Raw genomic sequence first — 20,096 nt, 5'->3', positions numbered from 1 at the left:
CCTTTTCGCGCCGCGTCTGCGGCGATACGGTCAAAGCTATGGAAACTGACTACTTCGCCGGGGACGCCCGCACCAACCGCGAACGGATGCTGGCCGGCGACCTGTACATTGCTGCCGATCCCGAGAGTGAACGCCGGGCCAAGCGTGCCCTCCGACTGGCCGACGACTACCACCGCGCGGTGGTGGCCGGCGCGGACGATGCGCGGTCGATTCTGGCCGAACTGCTGGGCGGACTCGGCGACGATGCCTACGTAAAGCCGCCCTTATTCGTCGACTACGGAGAACACATCTTTATTGGTCCCCGCACCTTCATCAACTACAACTTCACCGCCCTTGATGTCGCGGCCATTACCATCGGTGCCGACTGCCAGATCGGACCCGGCGTCCAACTCCTGACGCCCACGCACCCGATCGAATCCCAGCCGCGCAGGGACAAGTTGGAGGCGGCCCCGCCGATCATCCTCGGCGACAACGTGTGGCTGGGCGGCGGCGTGATTGTCTGCCCCGGCGTGACCATCGGCGACAACAGCGTGATCGGCGCCGGTTCGGTGGTCACCGGCAACATTCCGGCCAATGTGGTGGCTGTGGGCAGCCCGGCCCGGGTGGTGCGGGAAGTCTGAACGGGCCCGCCGAAGGAAACAGCGCGGCTGTTAGTCCCGCGCTTTCACGGCTTCGGCTGTGCACCGACCGGGACAACCCGGTTGCTGGCGCCGTCAGCCTCATTTTCCCGGGGCGGCCCCGCCATCGGCAGGCTGAAGGTGAAGACGCTGCCGGCGCCGGGCTCGCTCTCGCAGCTCATGCTGCCGCCGTGCCGCTCCACAATGTCCTTGGACAGGGCAAGTCCCAGGCCCAGCCCCGGGATGGAACTACGGCGGGCCGCGGGACTACGGAAAAACCGCGTGAACACGTTCCTGATCTCATCGGGACCCATCCCCATTCCCTGATCCGCTACCCGGCATTCCACGACTCCGCCGCCTCCGGTGCAGCTGACCGTGACGTCCCCGCCCTGCGGGGAGTACTTGATGGCGTTGGAGACCAGGTTGTCCAGCACCTGCCGGACACGCGCCGGGTCGCAGACCACTCCCAGATCCCCCTGTGCGCGCGCGGTGAGCGCGACTCCCCCGGCGGCGGCCCTCGGTTCGGCCGCAGCCACGGCCTGGGCGGCAATCTCCGCCAGATCCGCTTGGACCGGCTGCAACTCCGAGAAGCCGGCGGCCGTGCCCAGCAGGTCCTTGACCAGGGTGAGCAGCTGGTCCGAATTCCGGAGGATGGTGTCCAAACCCGAGGCCATGTTCGGCGACAGGTCCGGCGTCATCGCCAGCAGCTCGGCGTACCCCTGAATGGAAGTCAGCGGGGTCCGCAGCTCGTGGGACACGCTGGAGAGGAAATCATTCTTGGCCTCCACCGCGGCCACCAGTTCAGTGACGTCGCTAAAGGCCAGCACCGTGCCTTCCCGCCGGCCGCTGTCGTCACACATCGCCTGGGCGGACGTAGAGAGGACTCGTTGCCCGGGTTTCCGGCCCATCCACATGAGGTACTCGGAAAACGACTCGCCCCGCACCGCCCGGCGGATCGGCCGGTCCTGGACCGGCATGACCGTACTGCCGCCGTCGGAATAGAGCTCCAGCCGGGACTCCGGCGCGTCCTCGTCGCCCGGCGGGAGCGCCAGCCGGCGGAGTTCTTCCTGCCGGCGGTTTCGCAGAATCGGACTGCCCTCTTCATCCACGGCCAGGACCCCCACGTCCACTGCGCTCATCACCGCGGACAGCAGCCGTTCGCGCCTGCCGCTGGCCTCCAGCAGCGTGCGGAGCTCCGCATCCTTGGCCTCGACCACCCGCTGCTGTTCCATCATGCTCGCGGTCATCACCCGGACCGTGATTCCGATGGCCAGCATCATGAACGGGACGAGCAGCGGGTGCGTCAACGCTTTGAGCGTGACGGCGGAGTCCTCGAGGAACACCGGGATCCAGACCATCGCCAGCGAGGCTAGCGCGCCGGCGATCACCGAGAGCCGGGGAAACTGGCCCGAGGCAGCCAGCCAGATCACCGGGAAGGCAGCCAGCAGCCCCACCCCGGTCAGGACTGATCCGGTACCTTCGCGCAGCAGGGCGATCGGAACAAAGTCCAACAGGGGGATGAGCAGGAAGGACGGGTAGGGCAGCTTGTCCCAGGGCACGAGGAAACAGGCCGCGAGGAGCACGGCGTTGAGCACCATGCTGAGGCCGAACTGCGGGTCCCAGACGAGCGGTGGATAAAGGATCCACGTTCCCACGCACAGGAACAACATCGTGATCGACAGCGGCAGTTGGCTCATCACGACGCGCCCGCGCAGTGAAAGGGCGTGGAACTTCACCCGGTTCAAGGTGAACAGGTCGAGGACTTTATCCACGGCGACGGAACTCCAATGTGGTGGTCGCGGACGGGTTTCTGCAGTGACAGATGTGACAAATGGGAGGTTTGCCGCCTTAATGAAAGCATGCCTGCAGTCCCCAACAACCGCCGCGCCGTCATAGTCGAGGACAACGCCGACATTCGCAGGCTGCTGGCCCAAATCGTCTCGGATCAAGGCTTCACGGTGGCGGAGGCGGAAACCGGGCAGGAAGGTCTTGAGTTGATCCGGGCCGGCGGCGCCGACCTGATCACCTTGGACCTCAATCTGCCTGATCTGGACGGCATCGAAATCTGCCGGCAGGTCAGGACGTTCTCGGACGCCTACATCCTGATGATTACCGCTCGCGCCGACGAGGTAGACCGGCTCAGCGGGTTGGACACCGGCGCCGACGACTACATCAGCAAGCCGTTCAGCCCGCGGGAGCTCCAGTCACGAATCGGGGCGCTGTTCCGCCGTCCACGCTCCCAGCCGGTAGATCCGGTTCCCAGCGCCGACCAGGAACGCGCGGCCGAGGTTCAGCGCAGCCTGCTGCCGGCCGAACCCCTGAGGCTTCAGGACTATGAGATCGGCGGCCGCTGCCGCCCCACCCGTAGCGTGGGCGGGGACTTCTTCGACTGGTCCGCCACCGAAGACGGCGTGCAAATCACCGTCGCGGATGCGATGGGCAAGGGCATGGGCGCCGCGCTCATCGCCGCCACGGTGCGCGCGGTGCTGCGTTCCTCCAACCGGCACACCGACCTCACCCGGGCCTTCGAAGCGGCCAGCCAGGCGCTGGAGTGGGACTTGGCACAGTCGTCCTCCTTCGTGACCATCTTCCATGCCCGGCTGGACGCCGGCAGCGGTTCTGTTGACTATGTGGATGCCGGGCACGGGCTGGGGCTGCACCTGTACGACGGCGGCCTGCGCCGCCTGCCGTCGGGCGGTCCGCCCGTCGGGGCCGTGCCGGGCAGCGGCTGGACGGCTGGCAGCCTGTCGCTGGCTCCCGGGGACTCCCTCCTGGTTCTCAGCGACGGACTCCTCGACGCCTTCGATTCAGTGGATGCGGCCATGGCTGCGGTGGCCGCCGTCGCGGCCGGGCGCGACTCGGCGCAGGACGTGTGCGAGGCCGTATTGGATCTGGCCGGCAGCGCTCTGGCGGACGATGTCACAGCGGTGATGCTGCGCCGCTGCCCGCTGGACATCACCGAGGACGGCGCGCTGTGAAACCTTTCGCCATCCGCCTGCTCGTCGTCCTGACCGTCATCTTGGGGACCAACTACCTGGCCTGGCGGTGGCTGGACTCGCTCAACTGGTCCGCCTGGTGGATCGCCGTCCCCCTGGTGCTGGCCGAGACCTACAGCCTGATTGACGTTGGCCTCTTCGGCCTGGCGGTGTGGAGGATTCGCGAACGCAAGACGCCGCCGCCACCGCCGTCGGACGCCACGGTGGATGTCTTCATCACCACCTACGACGAGCCGCTGGACCTGGTCATGATCACGGCGCTGGCCGCGAGGGACATCCGTTATCCCCACAGCACCTGGATTCTGGACGACGGGGCCAGGCCGGAATTAAGCGAACTGGCCGCCCGCCACGGGCTGGGCTACTTGACCCGCAGCGGCGATTGGGCGGACAAGCCGCGGCACGCCAAGGCCGGCAACTTGAACAATGCGCTGATGATGACCCAGGGCGAATTCCTCCTGATCCTCGACGCCGACCAGATCCCCCAGCCGGACATCCTCGACAAAACGCTGGGGTACTTCAACCAGCGCCGGGTGGCCCTGGTCCAAACCCCGCAGTACTTCAGCAATGTTCCGGCAGACGATCCGCTGGGCAGCCAGGCGCCGCTTTTCTACGGGCCCATCCAGCAGGGCAAGGACGGGTGGAACGCCGCGTTCTTCTGCGGCTCCAACGCGCTGCTCCGGCGCGAGGCCCTGATGCAACTGGGCCTGGCCGGCTATGTGACCGAGGTGGAGAGCGGCGTCCACCGCGCACTGGCCGGCGCGCGCAGCGCCATCCGCAAGGCCCGCCGTTCCCCGGAAGCAGCCGATCCGCAGGTGGCGGCCCTGCTCGACGGCGTGGAAGCGGCCACTGGCACGGCCCGTGAGAAGCTCCGGAGCGGCGGTTCGCTGAGCGAGATCACCTACGACCTGCGGACCAAGGTTGAGGGCGCCGTGCGGTCCCTGGTGGCCGAGAACTTCGCAGCGCTGGAAGCCGACCTGGCCGAGATCGCCGCCATGGATCTGGGCGGCACCTCCGGCGCGCCCGACCCCGACCAGCTGGACGGCGCGGTGGAACGGATGGCGCAGCGGGACTGGTCTCCGCTGGGGGCGCTGGGCTCGGTGCAGGCGGTGCTGGACGCGGTCTCCGTGGAACGGCCGGACGAGGCCCAGCCGGTCATGCCGCTGGCCACCATCTCGGTGACCGAGGACATGGCCACCTCGATGCGGCTGCATTCGATGGGCTGGGAAAGCGTCTACCACCACGAGGTCCTCGCCTACGGTTTGGCTCCGGAGGACCTCAAAACCATGCTCATCCAGCGCTTGCGCTGGGCCCAAGGCACTATCCAGGTCATGCTGCGGGAGAACCCGCTGGTGCAGCGCGGGCTGAAACTCGGCCAGCGGCTGATGTACTTCTCCACCATGTGGAGCTACCTCAGCGGTTTCGCCGCCGTGGTCTACTTCGCCGCCCCGGTCATTTACCTCACCCTGGGCATCCTGCCGGTCAGCAGCCTGAGCACCGACTTCTTCATCCGTTTCATCCCGTTCATGGTGGTCAACCAACTGCTGTTCGCTGTGGTGGGCAAGGGGGTGAGCACGTGGCGCGGACAGCAGTACAGCCTCGCGCTCTTCCCCACCTGGATCAAGGCGTGCACGACGGCGGCGCGCAACGTCTGGCTCGGACGCCCCCTCGGCTTTGCCGTCACCCCCAAGGCCCGCCATTCCGAAGGGAGCAGCTGGAACCTGATCGTGCCCCAACTGGTCGCCATCGCGCTGTTGGTTGCCGCGCTGATTGCCGGAGCGGTGCGACTCGCCGCAGGCCTTAACGAACCGGTTGGCACGCTGGTGAACGTGGCTTGGGTTATTTTCGATTTGTTGATCCTGAGCGTGCTGGTCAAAGCCGTCAGGTACAAAGGGTTCACGCCCGATGAAAGGAACGTTGATGCAGTTCACCGTTGAGACCACGCCCGCCTATGCCGAAGTCAACGGCAGCGGCAGGCTGAACATGGTCGCGGCTCCCCTGCTCCGCGAGGTGGTGGCAGCAGTCGTGGCCGAAGGAAGCCATCATGTGGTGGTGAACATGGAGGGCACGGAGTTCATGGACTCCTCCGGCCTCGGGGCCTTGATCGGGTGCCTGAAGATAGCCCGCCAGGCCGGCGGTGATCTCCGCATTGCGAACGTGCAGCCTCAGGTCAAGATGGTGCTGGAGCTGACCAGCATGCACCGCGTGTTGACCCCGTATGAGAGCGTCGATGCGGCCTTCTCCAATGACTGAGGTCCTGGCCCGGAGCTCGCGCCAGGGCCTGGCGACGGCGGCCACTGTGGATGCCCTGCACGACGATTTCGAGGCTCTGTGGCTGGAGGCCGGCTTCGTTCCGGAGATGGACCGCATGGCCTTCTCCACGGCGGTCATCGAGGCCGCCAGCAACGTGGTCCAGCACGCCGTCCCGGCTTCCGAGACGCCGCTCCAGCTCGGCGTCGACATCACCATCTGGTCCCGCCGGCTGGAGGCACGCATTTCCGAAATCGGCGCGGCCCCCTCCGACCCCGAGATGTCGAATCCGTCAGACATCGATGACGAATCCGAGTCCGGCCGGGGGATGAACCTGATCCACGCCCTGGTCAGCACCGTCACCTTCGAGCGTCACGGCGAGGACAACGTCTGGGTCCTCTGCCGCGACTCGGACAGCTCCCAGCAGTCGCCGGCGGACTGTTAGTCGGCGGCGAGCTCGCCGCGGACCAGCCGCCGGGTGACCTCGGTTAGCAGGTCCACGCCTCGTACGGCGTCCTCATCGTGGGTGAATTCCGCTTCGTTGTGGGAAACGCCGTCGACGCTGGGCACAAAGAGCATCACCGTGGGGACCACGTCCTTCATGTTGGTGGAGTCGTGCCCCGCCACCGTCATGATCTCGGTGTGGCTGAAGCCGAGCTGTTCCGCACTGGCGGCACCCAATGCGACTCCCGCGGGCTGGTAGGACACCAAGCCCCAGCGGTGCGTCTGCAGCAGCGAGATGTCCGTCCGGGAGAGGGCCTCGGCGTCGGCGATGCGCTTGTCCAGCAGATCCATGGCCCGGGCGAGGACCTCCTCGTCCGGCGAACGCAGGTCCAGGTTCATCATTGCCTGCCGCGCGATGGTCACCGGCGAGTTAGGGAGCACGTACATTTCGGACACCGACGTGTGCAGCTGACCGGGTGCAAACTCTGCGGCCAGGTCGCGGGCGGCGGCAATCACCAGCGCAGCTCCGTAGAGGGCGTCGCGGCGGTCCTCCATCCGGGTGGAACCGGTATGCGACTGCGCTCCGTCAACCGTGACGCGGTACTTGCTGGCCGCCCAGGTGCGGTCCACGATTCCGACCTGGGTTCCGGTTTCCTCAAGGTTTTTGCCCTGTTCGATGTGGATTTCGGCGTACCGTGCCACATCCGCCAGCACCGGAGCGTCGGCTCCGGCGCCGCGGTCGCCTGCAGCCAGGGCCTCGGCAACCGTTATCCCTGCCGGGTCAGCGGTGGCCAGCGCCTGCTCCAAGGAGAGCTTCCCGGTGAACACCGAGCTGCCCATCATGCTGGGTGTGAAGCGACTGCCTTCCTCGTTGAACCAGTTGACCACTGCGAGGTTGTACATCGGATCGAGCCCGCCGGCAGCAACCTCGGCCGCTACACGGGCCGCCGCATGGGCCCCCGCCAGCACACCGTAGGCGCCGTCGTATCGGCCGGCCAGCGGCTGGGAGTCCAAGTGCGATCCGAGCAGGACATACGGGGCGCCGGGAACAACGTCGAGGGTGCCGAACTGGTTTCCCGCCGCATCCACTTTTTCGGTGAAGCCATGCTGGGCCAGCCACTCGCCGAACCAGCCGCGGGTGGCGTGGTCCGCCGTCGTGCCCGCCTGCCGGTCCACGCCGCCGCCGGCGGTAGCGCCGAAGCCGGACATGGTGGCGAAGTCGGAAAGAAATTCCTGGTTGCTGGTGCTCATCGGGTTTCCTCCCCGGTCGATGCCATTGCCGGATCCCGGCCTTCCTGCGCCGGGAAATTATCTGCGCCGAAGCGGATCTCGCCGCCCACCATGGTGGCCAGCACCTGGGTGGCGCCGATCTGCGAGGGCTCGACGGCGGTGGGGTCCTGGTCCAGGAACACCAGATCGGCCAGCAGTCCCGGCACCAGCCGGCCCCTGGTCCCTTCGGTTCCGGTGGCGGCCGCGGAACCGGCGGTGTAGGCGTACAGCGCCTCGGCCCCGGTGATTCTCTCGTCGGGACCATAAATTTCGCCGGACGGGGTCAGCCGCTGGACGAACGACTGCATTACATCAAGCGGCCGACCGTTGGAGACCGGGCGGTCCGAGCTTCCCGGCAGCGTGGCGCCGCGCTTCAACAGGCTATTGGCCGGGTAGGACGTCGCTGTCCGTTCCGGACCAAGCAGCTTGGCCATGCCATCGCCGAACTCGGTGATGAAATGCGGCTGCGGGACCAGGACGATCCCGGCCGCAGCAATCCGGTCCAGCTGCTCGGGCCGGATGACGCCGCCGTGCTCGATCCGGTTGGGCAGCGGCCTGCGGCCGTAGGTTTCCTGGGCTTCCGTGATGATGTCGATCGCGTGGTCCACGGCATGGTCGCCGATCGCGTGCATCGCGATGGTCCAGCCGGCCCGGTACGCCTCGAGCGCGGAGGAGCGCAGCTCCTGGGCGTCCATCTGCAGGTAGCCATGGTTATGCGGGCAGCCGACGTATTCCTCGGTGACATACGCGGTGCTGCCCAGCAGCGAGCCGTCGCTGAAAATCTTCACCGGGCCCAGCCGGAGCCAATCGTCACCCAAACCGGTGCGGATGCCGGCGTCGAGACCGCGGGAGTCCGGGTCTGCGTCGTGCCCGGGAACCCGATGCAGAGCATCCAAGACCATCATCGGCTGCATGCGCACGCTCAACAGCCCCTTGTCGCGCGCCGCCTGGTAGGCACCGAACTCGCGCGGTGAGTAGCCGATCCACCCGCCCGCGATGCCGGCGTCGGTGACACTGGTGATGCCCTCGCTCAGGTAGTGGGAAGTGGCCAAATCCAGCGCGCGCTCGATGGTGGCCAGCGGGTAGGGCAGCATGATGTCCTGCACCAGCCGCATGGCGTTCTCTTCCAGCAGTCCGGTGGGCCGGCCCTCGGCATCTCTGGCCACGAGGCCGCCGTCGATCGGTGCGGCGAGGTCTGCCCCGCGTGCCACGATCAGGTCGAGTGCAATGCCGTTGACGTTGCAGGCGTGGCCGGACGAGTGCTTGATCCAGACCGGCCGGCCGCCGGAGGCCGCATCGAGCCGGTCGCGGTCAGGCTGGGCACCGTTGTGCAGCAGCGGGCTGTAGCCGGAGGCCACCACCCACTCATCCTCCGCCAGCGGGGCGGCGGCTTCGGCTATCACCGCATAGGCTTCTTCGAGGCTCGCAACGGTTCCAAGGTTTGCTTCCATCAGGCCCAGGCCGAACCAAACGCTATGGGCGTGCACGTCATTGAAACCGGGGACAATCACGGCGCCTTCGGCATCGACAACCCTTCGCGCATGGGGAACGCTTTGCTGATCGATGTCGAGCGCCAGCACCTTGCCGTCGTGGATCAGCAGGCTTTCGGCCACCGGCTGTCCGGGATCTTGGGTCAGGATGCGGGCATTGCGGATCAAGAGATCGACGAGCATGAGTCCTCTTCGTGCTTTCGCTGCGGCGTGCCCGGAGCGATCATGGCGAACCGGGAAAGACCCCGCGGCCATCCCCCCATTCAACACTGGAGTATTGCCGCACTCAATGGCTAAATGACGCCATAAGCTCTGAGAAAATTGGGCGATTGCCTAAGATGGATTCATGAGCGAGTCGCGAGTAGACGTCCTTCCGCCCGACGCGGGCCTGCCCCGGGACTTCAAACCCGACCCGTCCGGGGAGCCGCACTGGATGGAACTAATCGAGCGCCTGTGGCAGGAACGTGATTCCCTGGTCAACGACTTCCTGGAGCGCTTCGCCACCATCTCCTACGAGGGAGCGTTGGTCCCGGACGAGGATGTCCGCCGGACAGCCGCAGACACCATGGAGATGTTCCTCTACCTGTTGGCCGGACTGGAACTACCCGCTGATCTTCAGTCCCTGCCCCGTGACGTCGCCGCGCGCCGGGCGCGCCAGGGGGTTCCGATGGAGGCCTTCCTCAGCGCTGTCCGCAATGACTTCCGGGTCTTATGGAAAGGGCTCGAGCGGGTGGCGCGCGGGCACGGTACCGAGATCCTCGTTGCCAACATGGACCGCGTCCTGGACACGGTGGAGAGCTATGTCAGCAGCATCCAGCAGGCCTTTTCCGAAGAAGAAGCCCTGCTCGCCCGCGACAAACAGTTGCACCGGCAACGGCTGCTTTCGCGGCTCTTTAATACCGACACAAGAAACACTGGCGAGATCTCCGACATCGCCGCCGGGCTGGAAGTTCAGAGCTCGGACGTGTTCGAGCTGATGGCGCTCACCCGGGAGACCACGGCCAAGCTTCAGCGCCAGCCTGCGCCGGACCGCCAGACCTTCAGTTATGAACGTGCAGGGGCACTGTATCTTTTCCGCGTAGTGCGCGCCGGACGGACGTGGCAGGATGAGCTGCCCGAATTTCCGGCAGGTTACGTCCCCGGCGTTGAAGGCCTAGCGGCGATTCCCCAAGCTGCGGCGTCTGCCCTGGTGCTGGCCGCCAAGCACGGGGAGGACACGGGACTGGCCACCATCCCGGGCACCTGGATGACGATTGCCCGGGACCTTCTGGAAAACACTCTCCCCGGGTTCTCCCTTCCGGTAACCACCGCCCTGGATCACTGCACGCCGCACGAACGCCAACGGCTGCTGCAAGTGGCACGCAGCTACGGCCGCACCGGGTCCATCAAGGAAACAGCGGAGGAACTGTACTGCCACCGGAACACGGTGGTCAACCGGCTGCATTCTCTGGAAGAGGTCATCGGGCTCGATATGACGGTTCCGGCACAGGCTGCCCTGGCGCTCGTGGCGTTGGCCGACTACAAAAGCGATACTGTCTTGTGAAAATGCACAAGAATGAGCTGTCAAGTCGGTGTGTAATGTCATTGTTTAGGGTATTGGCACTCCTCTACAGTCGAGAGGTACTTCACAGCTCTACCGCGGGATGTCCTCCGTTCAGGGCCATAGAAATTATCGGGCTGCCGCCGCTCCATCAACGCCGCGGGCCCCGAACAGCTTGAAAGGCAACCACGTGACGACGCCGCAATCGCTCAATACTCCCGGCGCCCCGCCGACAGTTTCCGGCAAGGACGCGGGCAAAATTGCCCGCGCTGCCTTCGTCGGGACTGCCCTGGAGTGGTACGACTACTACCTCTTCGGCACTGCCGCGGCCCTGGTGTTCAACCGCCTCTTCTTTACGGATCTGGACCCCACCGCGGCCCTGCTGGCCTCCTTCGCCACCTTCGGCGTCGGCTTCGCTGCCCGCCCGATTGGCGCGATCATTTTCGGCTACATCGGCGACCGTTACGGGCGCCGTCCGGCCCTGCTGACGACGATCGTCCTGATTGGCGTCGCCACCGCCCTGATCGGCCTGCTGCCGGACTTCTCCACCATTGGCTTGGCCGCACCGATCCTGCTCGCCGTGCTGCGTCTGGTCCAGGGTCTGGCCGTCGGCGGCGAATGGGGCGGCGCCGTGACCATGGCCGTCGAACACGCCCCGGCCGAAAAGCGCGGCCGCTACGCCGCCTTGGTCCAGATTGGTTCCCCGGTCGCTACCCTGCTGGCCTCCGCCGCATTCACCCTGGTGCTGCTGCTCCCGTCCGAGAGCTTCGATGCCTGGGGCTGGCGCATTCCGTTCCTGCTGGCCATTCCGATGCTTCTCGTCGCGCTCTGGATCCGGCTCAAGGTTGAGGAATCCCCGATCTTCAAGGACCTGCTTGCCCAGGAAGACACCGTCAAGGTGCCGGCGTTCGAGGTCTTCCGCAGTGCCGGCGGGCGACTGGTGGTTGCCGTACTCGCCGCACTGCTGGGCGTGGGCGGGTTCTACATGATCACCACCTTTGCTGTCAGCTACGGTGCCAACACCTTGGGCGTGGACCGCAACGTGATGGTCAACGCCACCCTGGTCGCCGCCGTCGCGCAGATCATCGTCACCATCCTGATGGGCCGGCTGGCCGAGAAGGTCGGCCCGGGCAAGGTCACCGTCTGGGGCGGGCTCCTCACTGCCGTGCTGGCCTTCCCGATCTTCGCGATGATCGACACCAAATCGCCGCTGCTGATCACCCTGGCCATCACCTTGGGCATCATGCTCATTGCCGTGGCCTATGCTGTCAACGGCGCCCTGCTGACCGAACTGTTCCCCCCGAAGCTGCGCTACTCCGGTGTGGCACTGGGCTACAACATCGCCGGTGCCACCAGCGGCTTCATGCCGATGATCGCCACCGCCATGCTCGGCGTCTCCGGCAACGCGTCCTGGGGCGCGGCGACGATCCTGGCCATCATCGCGCTGCTGACCGCCCTCGGCGGATTCCTCGGCGAGCGGATGCGCGTCCAGGACAAGCGGATCGTGGCGGACGTCTAGAACCGATGCTCTCCGCCCCTGATGGGGCGGAGCCCGACGGCCGGCGAGCGCCGCCGTCGAACGCAGCACTCTCCAACAACCCGTGGGGGAGCCGCCCAACCCGGCGGCTCCCCCACGCCATATCCAAGGAGCTTTGCATGATCACCGAAGAACAGTCCCGGCGCATCCTTGAGGCAGTCGACGCCGCTTTCGACGCACAGCTCGCTTTTACCCAAGAGCTGGTGAAACATCCGTCGCTGCGCACCCAGGAAGGCAGTGCCCAGGACTTGCTGCACTCGGCGATGGCCGCACGCGGGCTGCAGATGGATCGCTGGCAGCTCGATCCCGAGGAGCTCGCCACGCATGAAGGCTTCGGCCCGGTCACCGTCTCCTACGAAGACGTGACGAACGTCGTCGGCACCTACCTCCCCGCCGCCGAGGCCGGCCGTTCGCTCATCCTAAACGGACACGTCGATGTGGTTCCGGAGGGGCCGGAAGAGGCCTGGTCCCGCTCCCCCTGGGACGCCCCCATCATCGACGGCTGGATGTACGGCCGCGGTGCCGGCGATATGAAGGCCGGACTGGCCGCCAACCTCTTCGCGTTCGACGCCGTCCGGGCCGCCGGTCTTGAACCGGCCGGGCGCATCCACTTCCAGTCCGTCGTCGAGGAAGAATGCACCGGCAATGGTTCCCTCTCCGCTCTCATGCGCGGCTACCGGGCGGACGCCGTGATCATCCCGGAGCCCGAAGAGGACATGCTGGTCCGGGCCAACGTCGGGGTGATCTGGTTCAAAGTGCGCGTCACCGGCAGCCCCACCCATCCGCGCGAGATGGGCACCGGGTTCAACGCCATTGACGCCGCCTATACCGCCATGACCGCACTGCGCGAGGTCGAGGAAAAGTGGAACGCCGACCGCGGCCAGCACCGCTTTTTCGAGGACCTGGAGCACCCGATCAACTTCAATTTCGGTCAGATTGCCGGCGGCGACTGGCCCTCCAGCGTTCCCGCGTGGTGCGAATTCGATGTCCGGGCGGCCATTTACCCCGGTATTCCGGCCGAACAAGCTTGGACCGAACTGCAGGAATGCCTCGCCCGGCTCGGCACCGGGCCGGCTGCCATCCACGCCGTCGCCACCCGGACCGGATTCTTTTCCGAGGGATACGTCCTGGAACCCGGAAGCGAGGCCGAAGACCTGCTGGAGAGCACGCACCTGCGGGCCTTCGGCACCGGGCTGGGCAGCTTCACCACCCCCGGCTACCTCGACGGACGCGTCTTCACGCTCTACGCGGATACTCCCACGCTGGTCTACGGGCCGGTCTCCGAAGCGATCCATGGCTTCGACGAGCGGGTGTCGGTTGAATCGGTCCGCCGGATCACCCAAAGCATCGCGCTGTTCATCGCCGACTGGTGCGGGGTGCAAGAGCGGGGATAGGACCGCGGTTCCGGCCGGCGTCGGCGTGGGCGGCAGGCGTCGGCGGCCGGCGTCGGCGGCAGCCGGCTAGCTGGCCCGTTTCCGGACAAACTCCGGCAGCTTCCGGCCTTCCCACCAGCTGATCGCTTGATTGATCAGCCAGCCGAGCACCAGTGACATGGCGATGGCCAGCAGCACGGCGAACTCTGTGGACAGCTGGGGCCAGGCACCGGAGAGCGCGCCGACGCCCACGCAGTAGGCGGACCACAGCACACCGGCAATGACGGAATGCGCCAGGAACCGTCGGCCGGGCTGGGGAATCATCCCAGCAGCCACATTGAGCGTCAACCGCCCCAAGGGAACGAACCGGGAGGTCATCACCAGCGGCAGGCCTTTGCGCCCCAGCCTGGTCCGGGCCGCGCGGAAGGCGGACTGCCGGTGTTCTCCGGCGAAGATCCTGCGCTCCGCGAGCTTGAAGTGGCGCACCAACACGAAGGTGGCAGCGTCACCTGCCACCGCCCCGGCCAGCATGGCCGCCGCCAGCAGGTAGGGGTTGAGCTGGTCCGTATGCACCGATAGTGATCCCAGCGCCACAAACAGCGTGGTGCTGGGCACCGGAGGAACCATGGCGGAGACGGTCACGAATAACGTGCCAACGAGGTAGATCCACCAGTAATCCAGGCTGCGCAACAGTTCGCCGAGTTCATCCATCCCTCCATCCTGCCCGAAGTACGCGACGTGCACGTTCGGACGTATCTGCACGGGTGATTCGGCGCCCCTCGTGCCTAGACTTAGCCCATGAGCAACATGGAGACCGCGCCGGAGGAAGTCGTCTGCACGTTGGAAGCCGACACCGCCACCGTGGAGGTCCTGACTCCACGGGATGTGCCGCTCGGCGGGATTCGCGCCATGAACGTTCGCCGGACCCTGCCGCAGAAACGGCGCAGCCTGATCGGCGCCTGGTGCTTCCTCGATCACTACGGACCGGATCTTGTCTCACAGAGCGGCGGCATGCAGGTCCCCCGCCACCCGCACACCGGCCTGGCCACGGTCAGCTGGCTCTTCTCCGGAAAGATCGCGCACCGTGACTCCGCCGGGTTTGAGGCGATCGTGCGTCCGGGGGAGGTGAACCTGATGATTGCCGGCCGCGGCATCTCCCATCAGGAATTCTCGACGCCGGATACCACCTTCCTGCACGGCGCTCAGCTGTGGTTCGCCCTTCCGGACTCCACCCGGCACATGCCGCCGACGTTCGAGCACTATGTGCCGGAACCCGTCGTCGGCGACGGAACCGAACTGCGGGTATTCATCGGGTCCCTGTCCGGTTCCACCTCGCCGATCAATACGCGCACCCCGCCGTTGCTTGGCGCCGAAGCGTTGCTTCGGGCCGGATCGCGGCTGGAACTCGAGCTGGACCCTGGTTTTGAGCACGGCATCCTGCTGGATACCGGGGACCTTCGGCTGGACGGGGATGAGGTACCCGTAGACCACCTCGTCTACCTCTCCCCCGGCCGCGGCCGGGTAGTGCTGGAGGCGGGCGACGTCCCGGCACGGGTGCTCCTGATCGGCGGCGAGCCGCTGGGTGAGCAGATCATCATGTGGTGGAACTTCGTGGCGCGCAGCCACGACGAGATTGTTGCCTACCGTGCCGCCTGGCAGGCCGAGATCGACGTCGAACCGGCCCCGGATCCAGTCGGGGGAACGTACCCGGACGGCGCCCCTTATCCCCGGTTCGGGCCGTACCCGGACGGGATGCCGGCCCCGCTCCCGGCGCCAACGCTGCCGACCGTCCAACTCCGCCCCCGCGGCTGACCCCGCGAGCCACCGGCAGCTGACAATCACCAGACCCCGGCCGACACCTCTAGGAGCCAGCGTGGAATCCGAATCGACCATTACCGTCCGGCTCAATGCCGAACGCCACCGCTACGAACTGGTTGATGGCGACAAGGTCATCGGCAAGGCCCACTGGCTGCCATTCGAGGGCAGCACGGGTCCGGAACGGATCTTCTTCCACACCACCGTCAAGGAGGAATACTCCGGCCAAGGGCTCGCCGGACGCTTGGCCCGGTACTCGCTCGACGACACCATTGCCGCCGGCTTGGCGGTGGTCACCGTGTGCCCCTATTTCAAGTCCTACGTGGAAAAGCACCCGGAATACCAGCCGAACACCGTTCCCATCCGCCCGCAGCACCTCCAGGCGGTCACCGAGCTCTCCAGCTGACGCCGCCACGCGTACACGGATCTCCGCGCTTGATCCCCGTACCGTTCGTTCCATTATGCGGACCCGACGGAACTCCCTCCGGTGCCCGCCAGTTGTTAAGGCGAGAGATGGTCACGTGTCCGGCTTTGAACCCGGGCAGGCAAGGAGCACGACGTGGGAATGTTCGACAAGCTGGTCAAGAAGGGCAAAACCATGGCGGTCCAGTATGCCAAAGAGCAGCTGGCCCAGCGCACCGGGCAACAGCGCCAGAACCGACCGCAGGACTCCGGGCCCGGCTACGGCCAGCAGCCCGAATACGGATACGGACAGGAGCGCGGAGGGCAGCGCCGCGGATACGACGACGGCGGCTACAACCGCGGCGGTTACGACGGGCAGCGGTACCCGTCCGCGCCGCGGCCCCACGGCGACAGGCCCGGCCACGCCGCCGGACGTGACGCCGACCAGGCGGCCATCGCCAAGTACAAATACATGCTCCACACGGCGCCGCCGCAGGACATGGAGCGCGCCCATGCCGAGGCCTTCGCCCGGCTGACCCCGCAGCAGCGTGCCATGCTCCGGGACGACCTCAACAGCCAACTCCCGGCCTCGGAGCACGCCGCCTCCGATCAGCCGGAAGCCCTGGCCCGGACCGCCACCCGCGCCGAGGTGGCCCGCCCCGGCTTCATGGAAAAGATCCTCGGCCGGAGCGGATCGGGTCGCGGCGGTGGCCGGCTGGCAGCAGGAGCGGCCGGTGCCGCCGGCGGGTTGGGCGCCGGTCTGCTGGCCGGAGTGGCCGCCGGCTTCGTCGGTTCGGCCATCGCGGGCCCCCTGCTGGACGGGTTCTCCGGAATCGGCGACGGGATTACCGGCGCGGCGGAAGGAATCGGCGACAGCGTTGCGTCCGCCGGGGAAGGCTTCGCAGACAACGCAGGCCTCGGCGGCCTCTTCGGTGATGGCGCCGGTGGCTTCTTTGGCGACGGCGGGGGCCTTGGCGACTGGGAAATCTAACTACGCCGTCGACCGGCCGCTGAGGGCGGGCAGGGTTACCACGGGTTTCGGTTCGCAGTAGCCTTGCGGGTGTCGGGTTGCCTCCTCCGGCGCCCGCGCCCAATGGATCAACCGCAACGGGCCGGCCCGCGCGTCGGCCGCCGGGAAGGAAGAATCCCATGCCCACGTACAAGATCGGCTATTTCGTCGGCAGCTTGTCCAGCACATCCATCAACCGAACGCTCGCGAAAGCGCTGATCAAACTCGCCCCGGACAACCTGGAGTTCAACGAAATCCCCATCAAGGACCTGCCGCTGTACAGCCAGGACTTTGACAATAACTTTCCGCCCGAGGGCCGGGCGCTGAAGGAAGCCATCGAGGCCTCCGACGGCATCTTGTTCGTCAGCCCCGAGTACAACCGCTCTATTCCGGGCGCACTGAAGAACGCCATCGACTGGGGGTCGCGGCCCTGGGGCACCAACTCCTTCGCCCGGAAACCCACCGGCATCGTCGGCGCCTCCCCCGGCGGCATCGGCACCGCCGTGATGCAGTCCTCGATGCGCGGTGTCCTGAGCTTCCTCGATGCCCCGCAGCTGAACGCCCCGGAGGTCTATATCGCGTTCAAACCGGAGGCCTATGGGGAGGACGGCGAGGTCAAGGACGAATCGACCAAGGGCTTCCTGAGCCACTACATGGAGGAGTACGGCGCCTTCGTGGAACGGGTGCTGGACGTCAACGCCCAGGGCCACATCGGCGACCCCGACAGTGAAAAATAGCCCGCCAATCCCGCTTGGATCGATTGATGCCCCTGAACCTTACCGGTTCAGGGGCATCAATTGTTTCGGGCCGCTCAGTCCGATAGCTCAGTCGTATGTCTCCGGCCCCGGCTCGTCGGAGGCGTCGATCGCCTCGGCGGCGCCGCCGTCGTCGTTCTCCTCCACAGGCGGCGGGGTGACGAGCAGCGCCGTCCCTTCGTAAGGCCCCAGCTGCAGGTAGAAACTGTGCAGGTCGTCCACCGTGCCGATGGCCTCGCTGCTGAACGCGTCGGTCACTTCCGAGCCCAGTTGCAGCGCTTCGGAGCGGACCGTGCCGGCCATCTCCTGGCCGGAGAAGTTCAGCACCGTGACTTCCTGTCCGCCGTCGACCAACTGGTGCACCATCACCAGCATGCCGCGCTGGGAGACGTCGGGGACATCGATGAGTGCGCTCTTGGCAATGCCGTACCGATCCCGGACCTCCAAGATCCGCGTCAGCTGCCGCGCGAAGGAAGACTCGTCGTTGAGCTGCTCGGGCAGCGTGCCGTACAGCGCCCGCGCCATCGGCATGCCCGCCGTTGAGGTCTGCGCCGACTGGTCGAATCCCATCAGATCGTGCGCGCCGCGGTTGATCCAGCGGGTGTCCCCGCGCGACATCAGCCGCCCCACCTTGCTGCGATCCAGCGGAAGGATCCCGCACAGGTCCCAGCCGGAGAGCGCAAATACGCCAGGCTGCAGGGCGTTGTACATGGCCAGCAGCAGGTGCACCCGCCGGACCTCCGCCGCCTGTTCCTCGGTGATCGAGTCCAGCTCGGTGATGCCCAGTACCGCGGTGATCACACTGGCGGTGGTGCAGGCGATGCCGTTGGCGGTGAAGACCAGGTTGTACGGCGCGGCCTCCCCGGTGATCCCGTCCCGCAGCGTCTGCTGGACCTTGGAGGCGAGCTCCGCGCCGGTGAGCTCCTCGCCGTCGAGCTCGTAGAGGTCGTCTTTGTGCTTGGTGGTGAAGTGCACCAGTTCGTAGGTCAGCTCGTCGTGATTCTGCAGCGCGTGGACCAGCGACGCCTGGTCGATGCCGATCTCCATCGCCAGCCGCAGCGTCAGCCGGAGGAACTCGGTATCCGCGGTGACCAGTGAGTGGTGGTAGGCCGGACGGGTGACAAAGTCGTAGGACAGGTCCGGGCCGGTTTCGGAGGTGGCTTTGATGTCGTCGATGCTGAGGTTCAGTTCCTGGAACGTGAAGGCGCCGACCTTGCGGACCATGCTGCCGATGATCTGGTTGGCTGCCGCGGACAGCGGATGCCCTTCCGACCAGCCCGGCGTTTCCTCCGCGCTTTTCTCCACGCCCAGGAACCCGTTGGCGTCCAGCCGCAGCGCCCCGGTGCCCAGATCCACCAGCGAATGCAGCGCGTCGCCCATCACCAACCGCATGCCGGAAAAGGTGGGGTCCAGCCAGTTGATGGACGGCTGGCCCGCCTTGAAATAGTGCAGGTACACCCAGCGATGGGGCTTGCCGTGCGTGTCCAGGACCGGCGGCGTGGCGCTCCAGTTGGTTTCCTTCACGCCGGGCTCGTAGAAGATGACCCGCTGCAGCTCGCCGATGATGTAGCCGGCCCGCTGGAGGGCGCGCTCGGTGGCCACATCGATATTGACCGAGTCCTCGCCCTCCGGCACGTCGGGCAGCAGGTCCCAGTCCGATTCGGGAATGTCGATCATGTGGTAAATGCCCGGGTAGTCGCGGAAGTTCATCTCCGCCAAGCGGAAGTCGGCGCCCTTGCCGGTATGGCCAGGCACAATGTCGTCCACGATGGTGCCGCCGTGCTCGGTGGCGACTTCGCACATGCTCCGGAACTCGTCCTCGGTGCCGAACAGCGGGTCGATTGCCATGCTGATCCGGTCGAAATGCCCGTCCACGCTGGGCGTGTGGTCCCAGCCGGTCACGCCGCCGGCCAGCTTCACCGGGCCAATGTGGATGGCCTTGATCCCGATCTGCTGGAACGCTTCCCACAGATCCGAGTCCCCCAGCGCCGCCAGGAACGTCTGGCCCGGCCGGGTGATCAGTGACAGCGGGTAGGCCGTGAACCAGACCGACGCCTTCTCCACCGCGGCCCGCGGGTCAGGGTAGGCATAGGGGTTTTGCCACATGCTGGCCTGCCCCGACAGCTGCCGCGCCAGCACCTTCGCATCACCCAACATGGACTGATTGCGCAGCCACTCCACGTAAACGCTGTTGCGCGCATCCGGGTCGAATGGCGGCCGGCCAGGCATAAAGTGCCGGCGCCGGGCGGTCGGCCGCAGCGAGCGCGGGCGGGCCGGGTAGAACTGCTCGTCGAACGTGATTTCCGGAACCTGCGGTTCGGCCTCGGGCTCGACGGCGATGCTGCCGCCGTCGCTGGCGGCTGCACCGCCGCCGGTGGTGGAGGGGTCGCCGCCGTCGTCAAGGGTAGTGCTGTCCAGGACGGGCTCGGGCCCAGGAACCGAATCGTTCATGGCGTCATCTCCTTCATGCTCGACTGCTGGAATAATCCAGACCGGCTTGCTCCCAACACTGCCAGACGGGCGGTGCCATCACTACCCCCGCGCCATCGCAAGGACCGCCAAGCGGCCTGAAGATGCAGCATGAAGTGGATCACCGCTAGGT

General features: G+C 66.5%; 17 protein-coding genes. 12 read left to right on the top strand and 5 right to left on the bottom strand.

The window, feature by feature from the left end:
- Positions 1 to 38 precede the first annotated feature (38 nt).
- The gene (locus tag AB0N75_RS04280; RefSeq protein ID WP_364645597.1) at positions 39 to 620 is read left to right on the top strand and encodes a sugar O-acetyltransferase; all 582 of its coding nucleotides are present in this window, start codon (positions 39 to 41) and stop codon (positions 618 to 620) included.
- Between the two features lie 44 nt (positions 621 to 664).
- On the opposite strand, the gene AB0N75_RS04275 is transcribed toward AB0N75_RS04280, so the two are convergent.
- Positions 665 to 2,389 carry an ATP-binding protein gene (locus AB0N75_RS04275; RefSeq protein ID WP_364645594.1) on the bottom strand — a complete coding sequence of 575 codons (1,725 nt, stop codon included), beginning with the start codon at positions 2,387 to 2,389 and terminating at the stop codon, positions 665 to 667.
- Positions 2,390 to 2,476: 87 nt separating this feature from the next.
- Here AB0N75_RS04275 and AB0N75_RS04270 point away from each other — a divergent pair, with 87 nt between their 5' ends.
- The 4 genes from AB0N75_RS04270 to AB0N75_RS04255 are packed head-to-tail and all read left to right on the top strand — an operon-like array spanning position 2,477 to position 6,305.
- Positions 2,477 to 3,595: a SpoIIE family protein phosphatase gene (locus AB0N75_RS04270; RefSeq protein ID WP_364645591.1), complete on the top strand. Its 1,119-nt coding sequence runs from the start codon at positions 2,477 to 2,479 to the stop codon at positions 3,593 to 3,595.
- Positions 3,592 to 5,547, top strand: a complete 1,956-nt coding sequence (locus tag AB0N75_RS04265; RefSeq protein WP_364645588.1) for a glycosyltransferase family 2 protein — start codon at positions 3,592 to 3,594, stop codon at positions 5,545 to 5,547. The genes AB0N75_RS04270 and AB0N75_RS04265 overlap by 4 nt, the downstream gene beginning before the upstream one ends.
- Positions 5,531 to 5,863, top strand: a complete 333-nt coding sequence (locus tag AB0N75_RS04260; protein WP_364645585.1) for an STAS domain-containing protein — start codon at positions 5,531 to 5,533, stop codon at positions 5,861 to 5,863. Before AB0N75_RS04265 ends, AB0N75_RS04260 begins: the two co-directional genes overlap by 17 nt.
- Complete coding sequence (locus AB0N75_RS04255; RefSeq protein ID WP_364645583.1) at positions 5,856 to 6,305, top strand: ATP-binding protein; 450 nt, start codon at positions 5,856 to 5,858, stop codon at positions 6,303 to 6,305. Before AB0N75_RS04260 ends, AB0N75_RS04255 begins: the two co-directional genes overlap by 8 nt.
- Here AB0N75_RS04255 and AB0N75_RS04250 read toward each other — a convergent pair.
- Positions 6,302 to 7,555 (bottom strand): M20 family metallo-hydrolase, encoded by a 1,254-nt coding sequence (locus tag AB0N75_RS04250; protein ID WP_364645580.1) that lies wholly within the window; start codon positions 7,553 to 7,555, stop codon positions 6,302 to 6,304. The genes AB0N75_RS04255 and AB0N75_RS04250 overlap by 4 nt on opposite strands.
- Positions 7,552 to 9,246 carry an amidohydrolase gene (locus AB0N75_RS04245; protein WP_364645577.1) on the bottom strand — a complete coding sequence of 565 codons (1,695 nt, stop codon included), beginning with the start codon at positions 9,244 to 9,246 and terminating at the stop codon, positions 7,552 to 7,554. Before AB0N75_RS04245 ends, AB0N75_RS04250 begins: the two co-directional genes overlap by 4 nt.
- Positions 9,247 to 9,409: 163 nt before the next feature.
- Between AB0N75_RS04245 and AB0N75_RS04240 the strand changes: the two genes are divergently transcribed.
- The 3 genes from AB0N75_RS04240 to AB0N75_RS04230 all read left to right on the top strand — a co-directional run bounded on the left by AB0N75_RS04240 (position 9,410) and on the right by AB0N75_RS04230 (position 13,534).
- Positions 9,410 to 10,606 (top strand): helix-turn-helix domain-containing protein, encoded by a 1,197-nt coding sequence (locus tag AB0N75_RS04240; protein ID WP_364645574.1) that lies wholly within the window; start codon positions 9,410 to 9,412, stop codon positions 10,604 to 10,606.
- Positions 10,607 to 10,793: 187 nt separating this feature from the next.
- Complete coding sequence (locus AB0N75_RS04235) at positions 10,794 to 12,122, top strand: MFS transporter (RefSeq protein WP_364645572.1); 1,329 nt, start codon at positions 10,794 to 10,796, stop codon at positions 12,120 to 12,122.
- A gap of 137 nt (positions 12,123 to 12,259) precedes the next feature.
- Complete coding sequence (locus AB0N75_RS04230) at positions 12,260 to 13,534, top strand: ArgE/DapE family deacylase (protein WP_364645569.1); 1,275 nt, start codon at positions 12,260 to 12,262, stop codon at positions 13,532 to 13,534.
- A gap of 66 nt (positions 13,535 to 13,600) precedes the next feature.
- Here the strand turns inward: AB0N75_RS04230 and AB0N75_RS04225 are convergent, their stop codons facing one another.
- Positions 13,601 to 14,224 (bottom strand): VTT domain-containing protein, encoded by a 624-nt coding sequence (locus AB0N75_RS04225; RefSeq protein WP_364645566.1) that lies wholly within the window; start codon positions 14,222 to 14,224, stop codon positions 13,601 to 13,603.
- Positions 14,225 to 14,311: 87 nt separating this feature from the next.
- On the opposite strand from AB0N75_RS04225, the gene AB0N75_RS04220 reads away from it, so the two are divergent.
- The 4 genes from AB0N75_RS04220 to AB0N75_RS04205 all read left to right on the top strand — a co-directional run bounded on the left by AB0N75_RS04220 (position 14,312) and on the right by AB0N75_RS04205 (position 17,476).
- Positions 14,312 to 15,325, top strand: a complete 1,014-nt coding sequence (locus AB0N75_RS04220; protein ID WP_364645563.1) for a pirin family protein — start codon at positions 14,312 to 14,314, stop codon at positions 15,323 to 15,325.
- A gap of 61 nt (positions 15,326 to 15,386) precedes the next feature.
- Entirely contained in the window at positions 15,387 to 15,734 is a 348-nt protein-coding gene (locus AB0N75_RS04215; protein ID WP_364645560.1) for a GNAT family N-acetyltransferase, read from the top strand.
- A 159-nt stretch (positions 15,735 to 15,893) separates the two neighbouring features.
- On the top strand, positions 15,894 to 16,721 hold the full coding sequence (locus AB0N75_RS04210; protein ID WP_364645990.1) for a hypothetical protein: 828 nt from the start codon (positions 15,894 to 15,896) through the stop codon (positions 16,719 to 16,721).
- Positions 16,722 to 16,879: 158 nt separating this feature from the next.
- Positions 16,880 to 17,476, top strand: coding sequence for an NADPH-dependent FMN reductase (locus AB0N75_RS04205; protein ID WP_364645557.1), 597 nt, complete (start codon positions 16,880 to 16,882; stop codon positions 17,474 to 17,476).
- A gap of 87 nt (positions 17,477 to 17,563) precedes the next feature.
- Here AB0N75_RS04205 and treS read toward each other — a convergent pair whose 3' ends face one another.
- Positions 17,564 to 19,945: a maltose alpha-D-glucosyltransferase gene (gene treS / locus AB0N75_RS04200; RefSeq protein WP_364645554.1), complete on the bottom strand. Its 2,382-nt coding sequence runs from the start codon at positions 19,943 to 19,945 to the stop codon at positions 17,564 to 17,566.
- Positions 19,946 to 20,096 lie beyond the last annotated feature (151 nt).

Origin of the sequence: Arthrobacter sp. NPDC089319, from assembly GCF_040684925.1 — a bacterium.
GTDB lineage: Bacteria > Actinomycetota > Actinomycetes > Actinomycetales > Micrococcaceae > Crystallibacter.
Note: the sequence above shows the minus strand (reverse complement) of the source record. Positions and strands in the feature narration are given on the sequence as shown.

Coding starts and splice junctions, on each gene's coding strand:
- AB0N75_RS04280 (WP_364645597.1), top strand. CDS start 39: ATGGAAACTGACTACTTCGCCGGGGACGCCCGCACCAACCGCGAACGG.
- AB0N75_RS04270 (WP_364645591.1), top strand. CDS start 2,477: ATGCCTGCAGTCCCCAACAACCGCCGCGCCGTCATAGTCGAGGACAAC.
- AB0N75_RS04260 (WP_364645585.1), top strand. CDS start 5,531: ATGCAGTTCACCGTTGAGACCACGCCCGCCTATGCCGAAGTCAACGGC.
- AB0N75_RS04255 (WP_364645583.1), top strand. CDS start 5,856: ATGACTGAGGTCCTGGCCCGGAGCTCGCGCCAGGGCCTGGCGACGGCG.
- AB0N75_RS04250 (WP_364645580.1), bottom strand. CDS start 7,555: ATGAGCACCAGCAACCAGGAATTTCTTTCCGACTTCGCCACCATGTCC.
- AB0N75_RS04245 (WP_364645577.1), bottom strand. CDS start 9,246: ATGCTCGTCGATCTCTTGATCCGCAATGCCCGCATCCTGACCCAAGAT.
- AB0N75_RS04240 (WP_364645574.1), top strand. CDS start 9,410: ATGAGCGAGTCGCGAGTAGACGTCCTTCCGCCCGACGCGGGCCTGCCC.
- AB0N75_RS04230 (WP_364645569.1), top strand. CDS start 12,260: ATGATCACCGAAGAACAGTCCCGGCGCATCCTTGAGGCAGTCGACGCC.
- AB0N75_RS04225 (WP_364645566.1), bottom strand. CDS start 14,224: ATGGATGAACTCGGCGAACTGTTGCGCAGCCTGGATTACTGGTGGATC.
- AB0N75_RS04220 (WP_364645563.1), top strand. CDS start 14,312: ATGAGCAACATGGAGACCGCGCCGGAGGAAGTCGTCTGCACGTTGGAA.
- AB0N75_RS04210 (WP_364645990.1), top strand. CDS start 15,894: ATGTTCGACAAGCTGGTCAAGAAGGGCAAAACCATGGCGGTCCAGTAT.
- AB0N75_RS04205 (WP_364645557.1), top strand. CDS start 16,880: ATGCCCACGTACAAGATCGGCTATTTCGTCGGCAGCTTGTCCAGCACA.
- treS (WP_364645554.1), bottom strand. CDS start 19,945: ATGAACGATTCGGTTCCTGGGCCCGAGCCCGTCCTGGACAGCACTACC.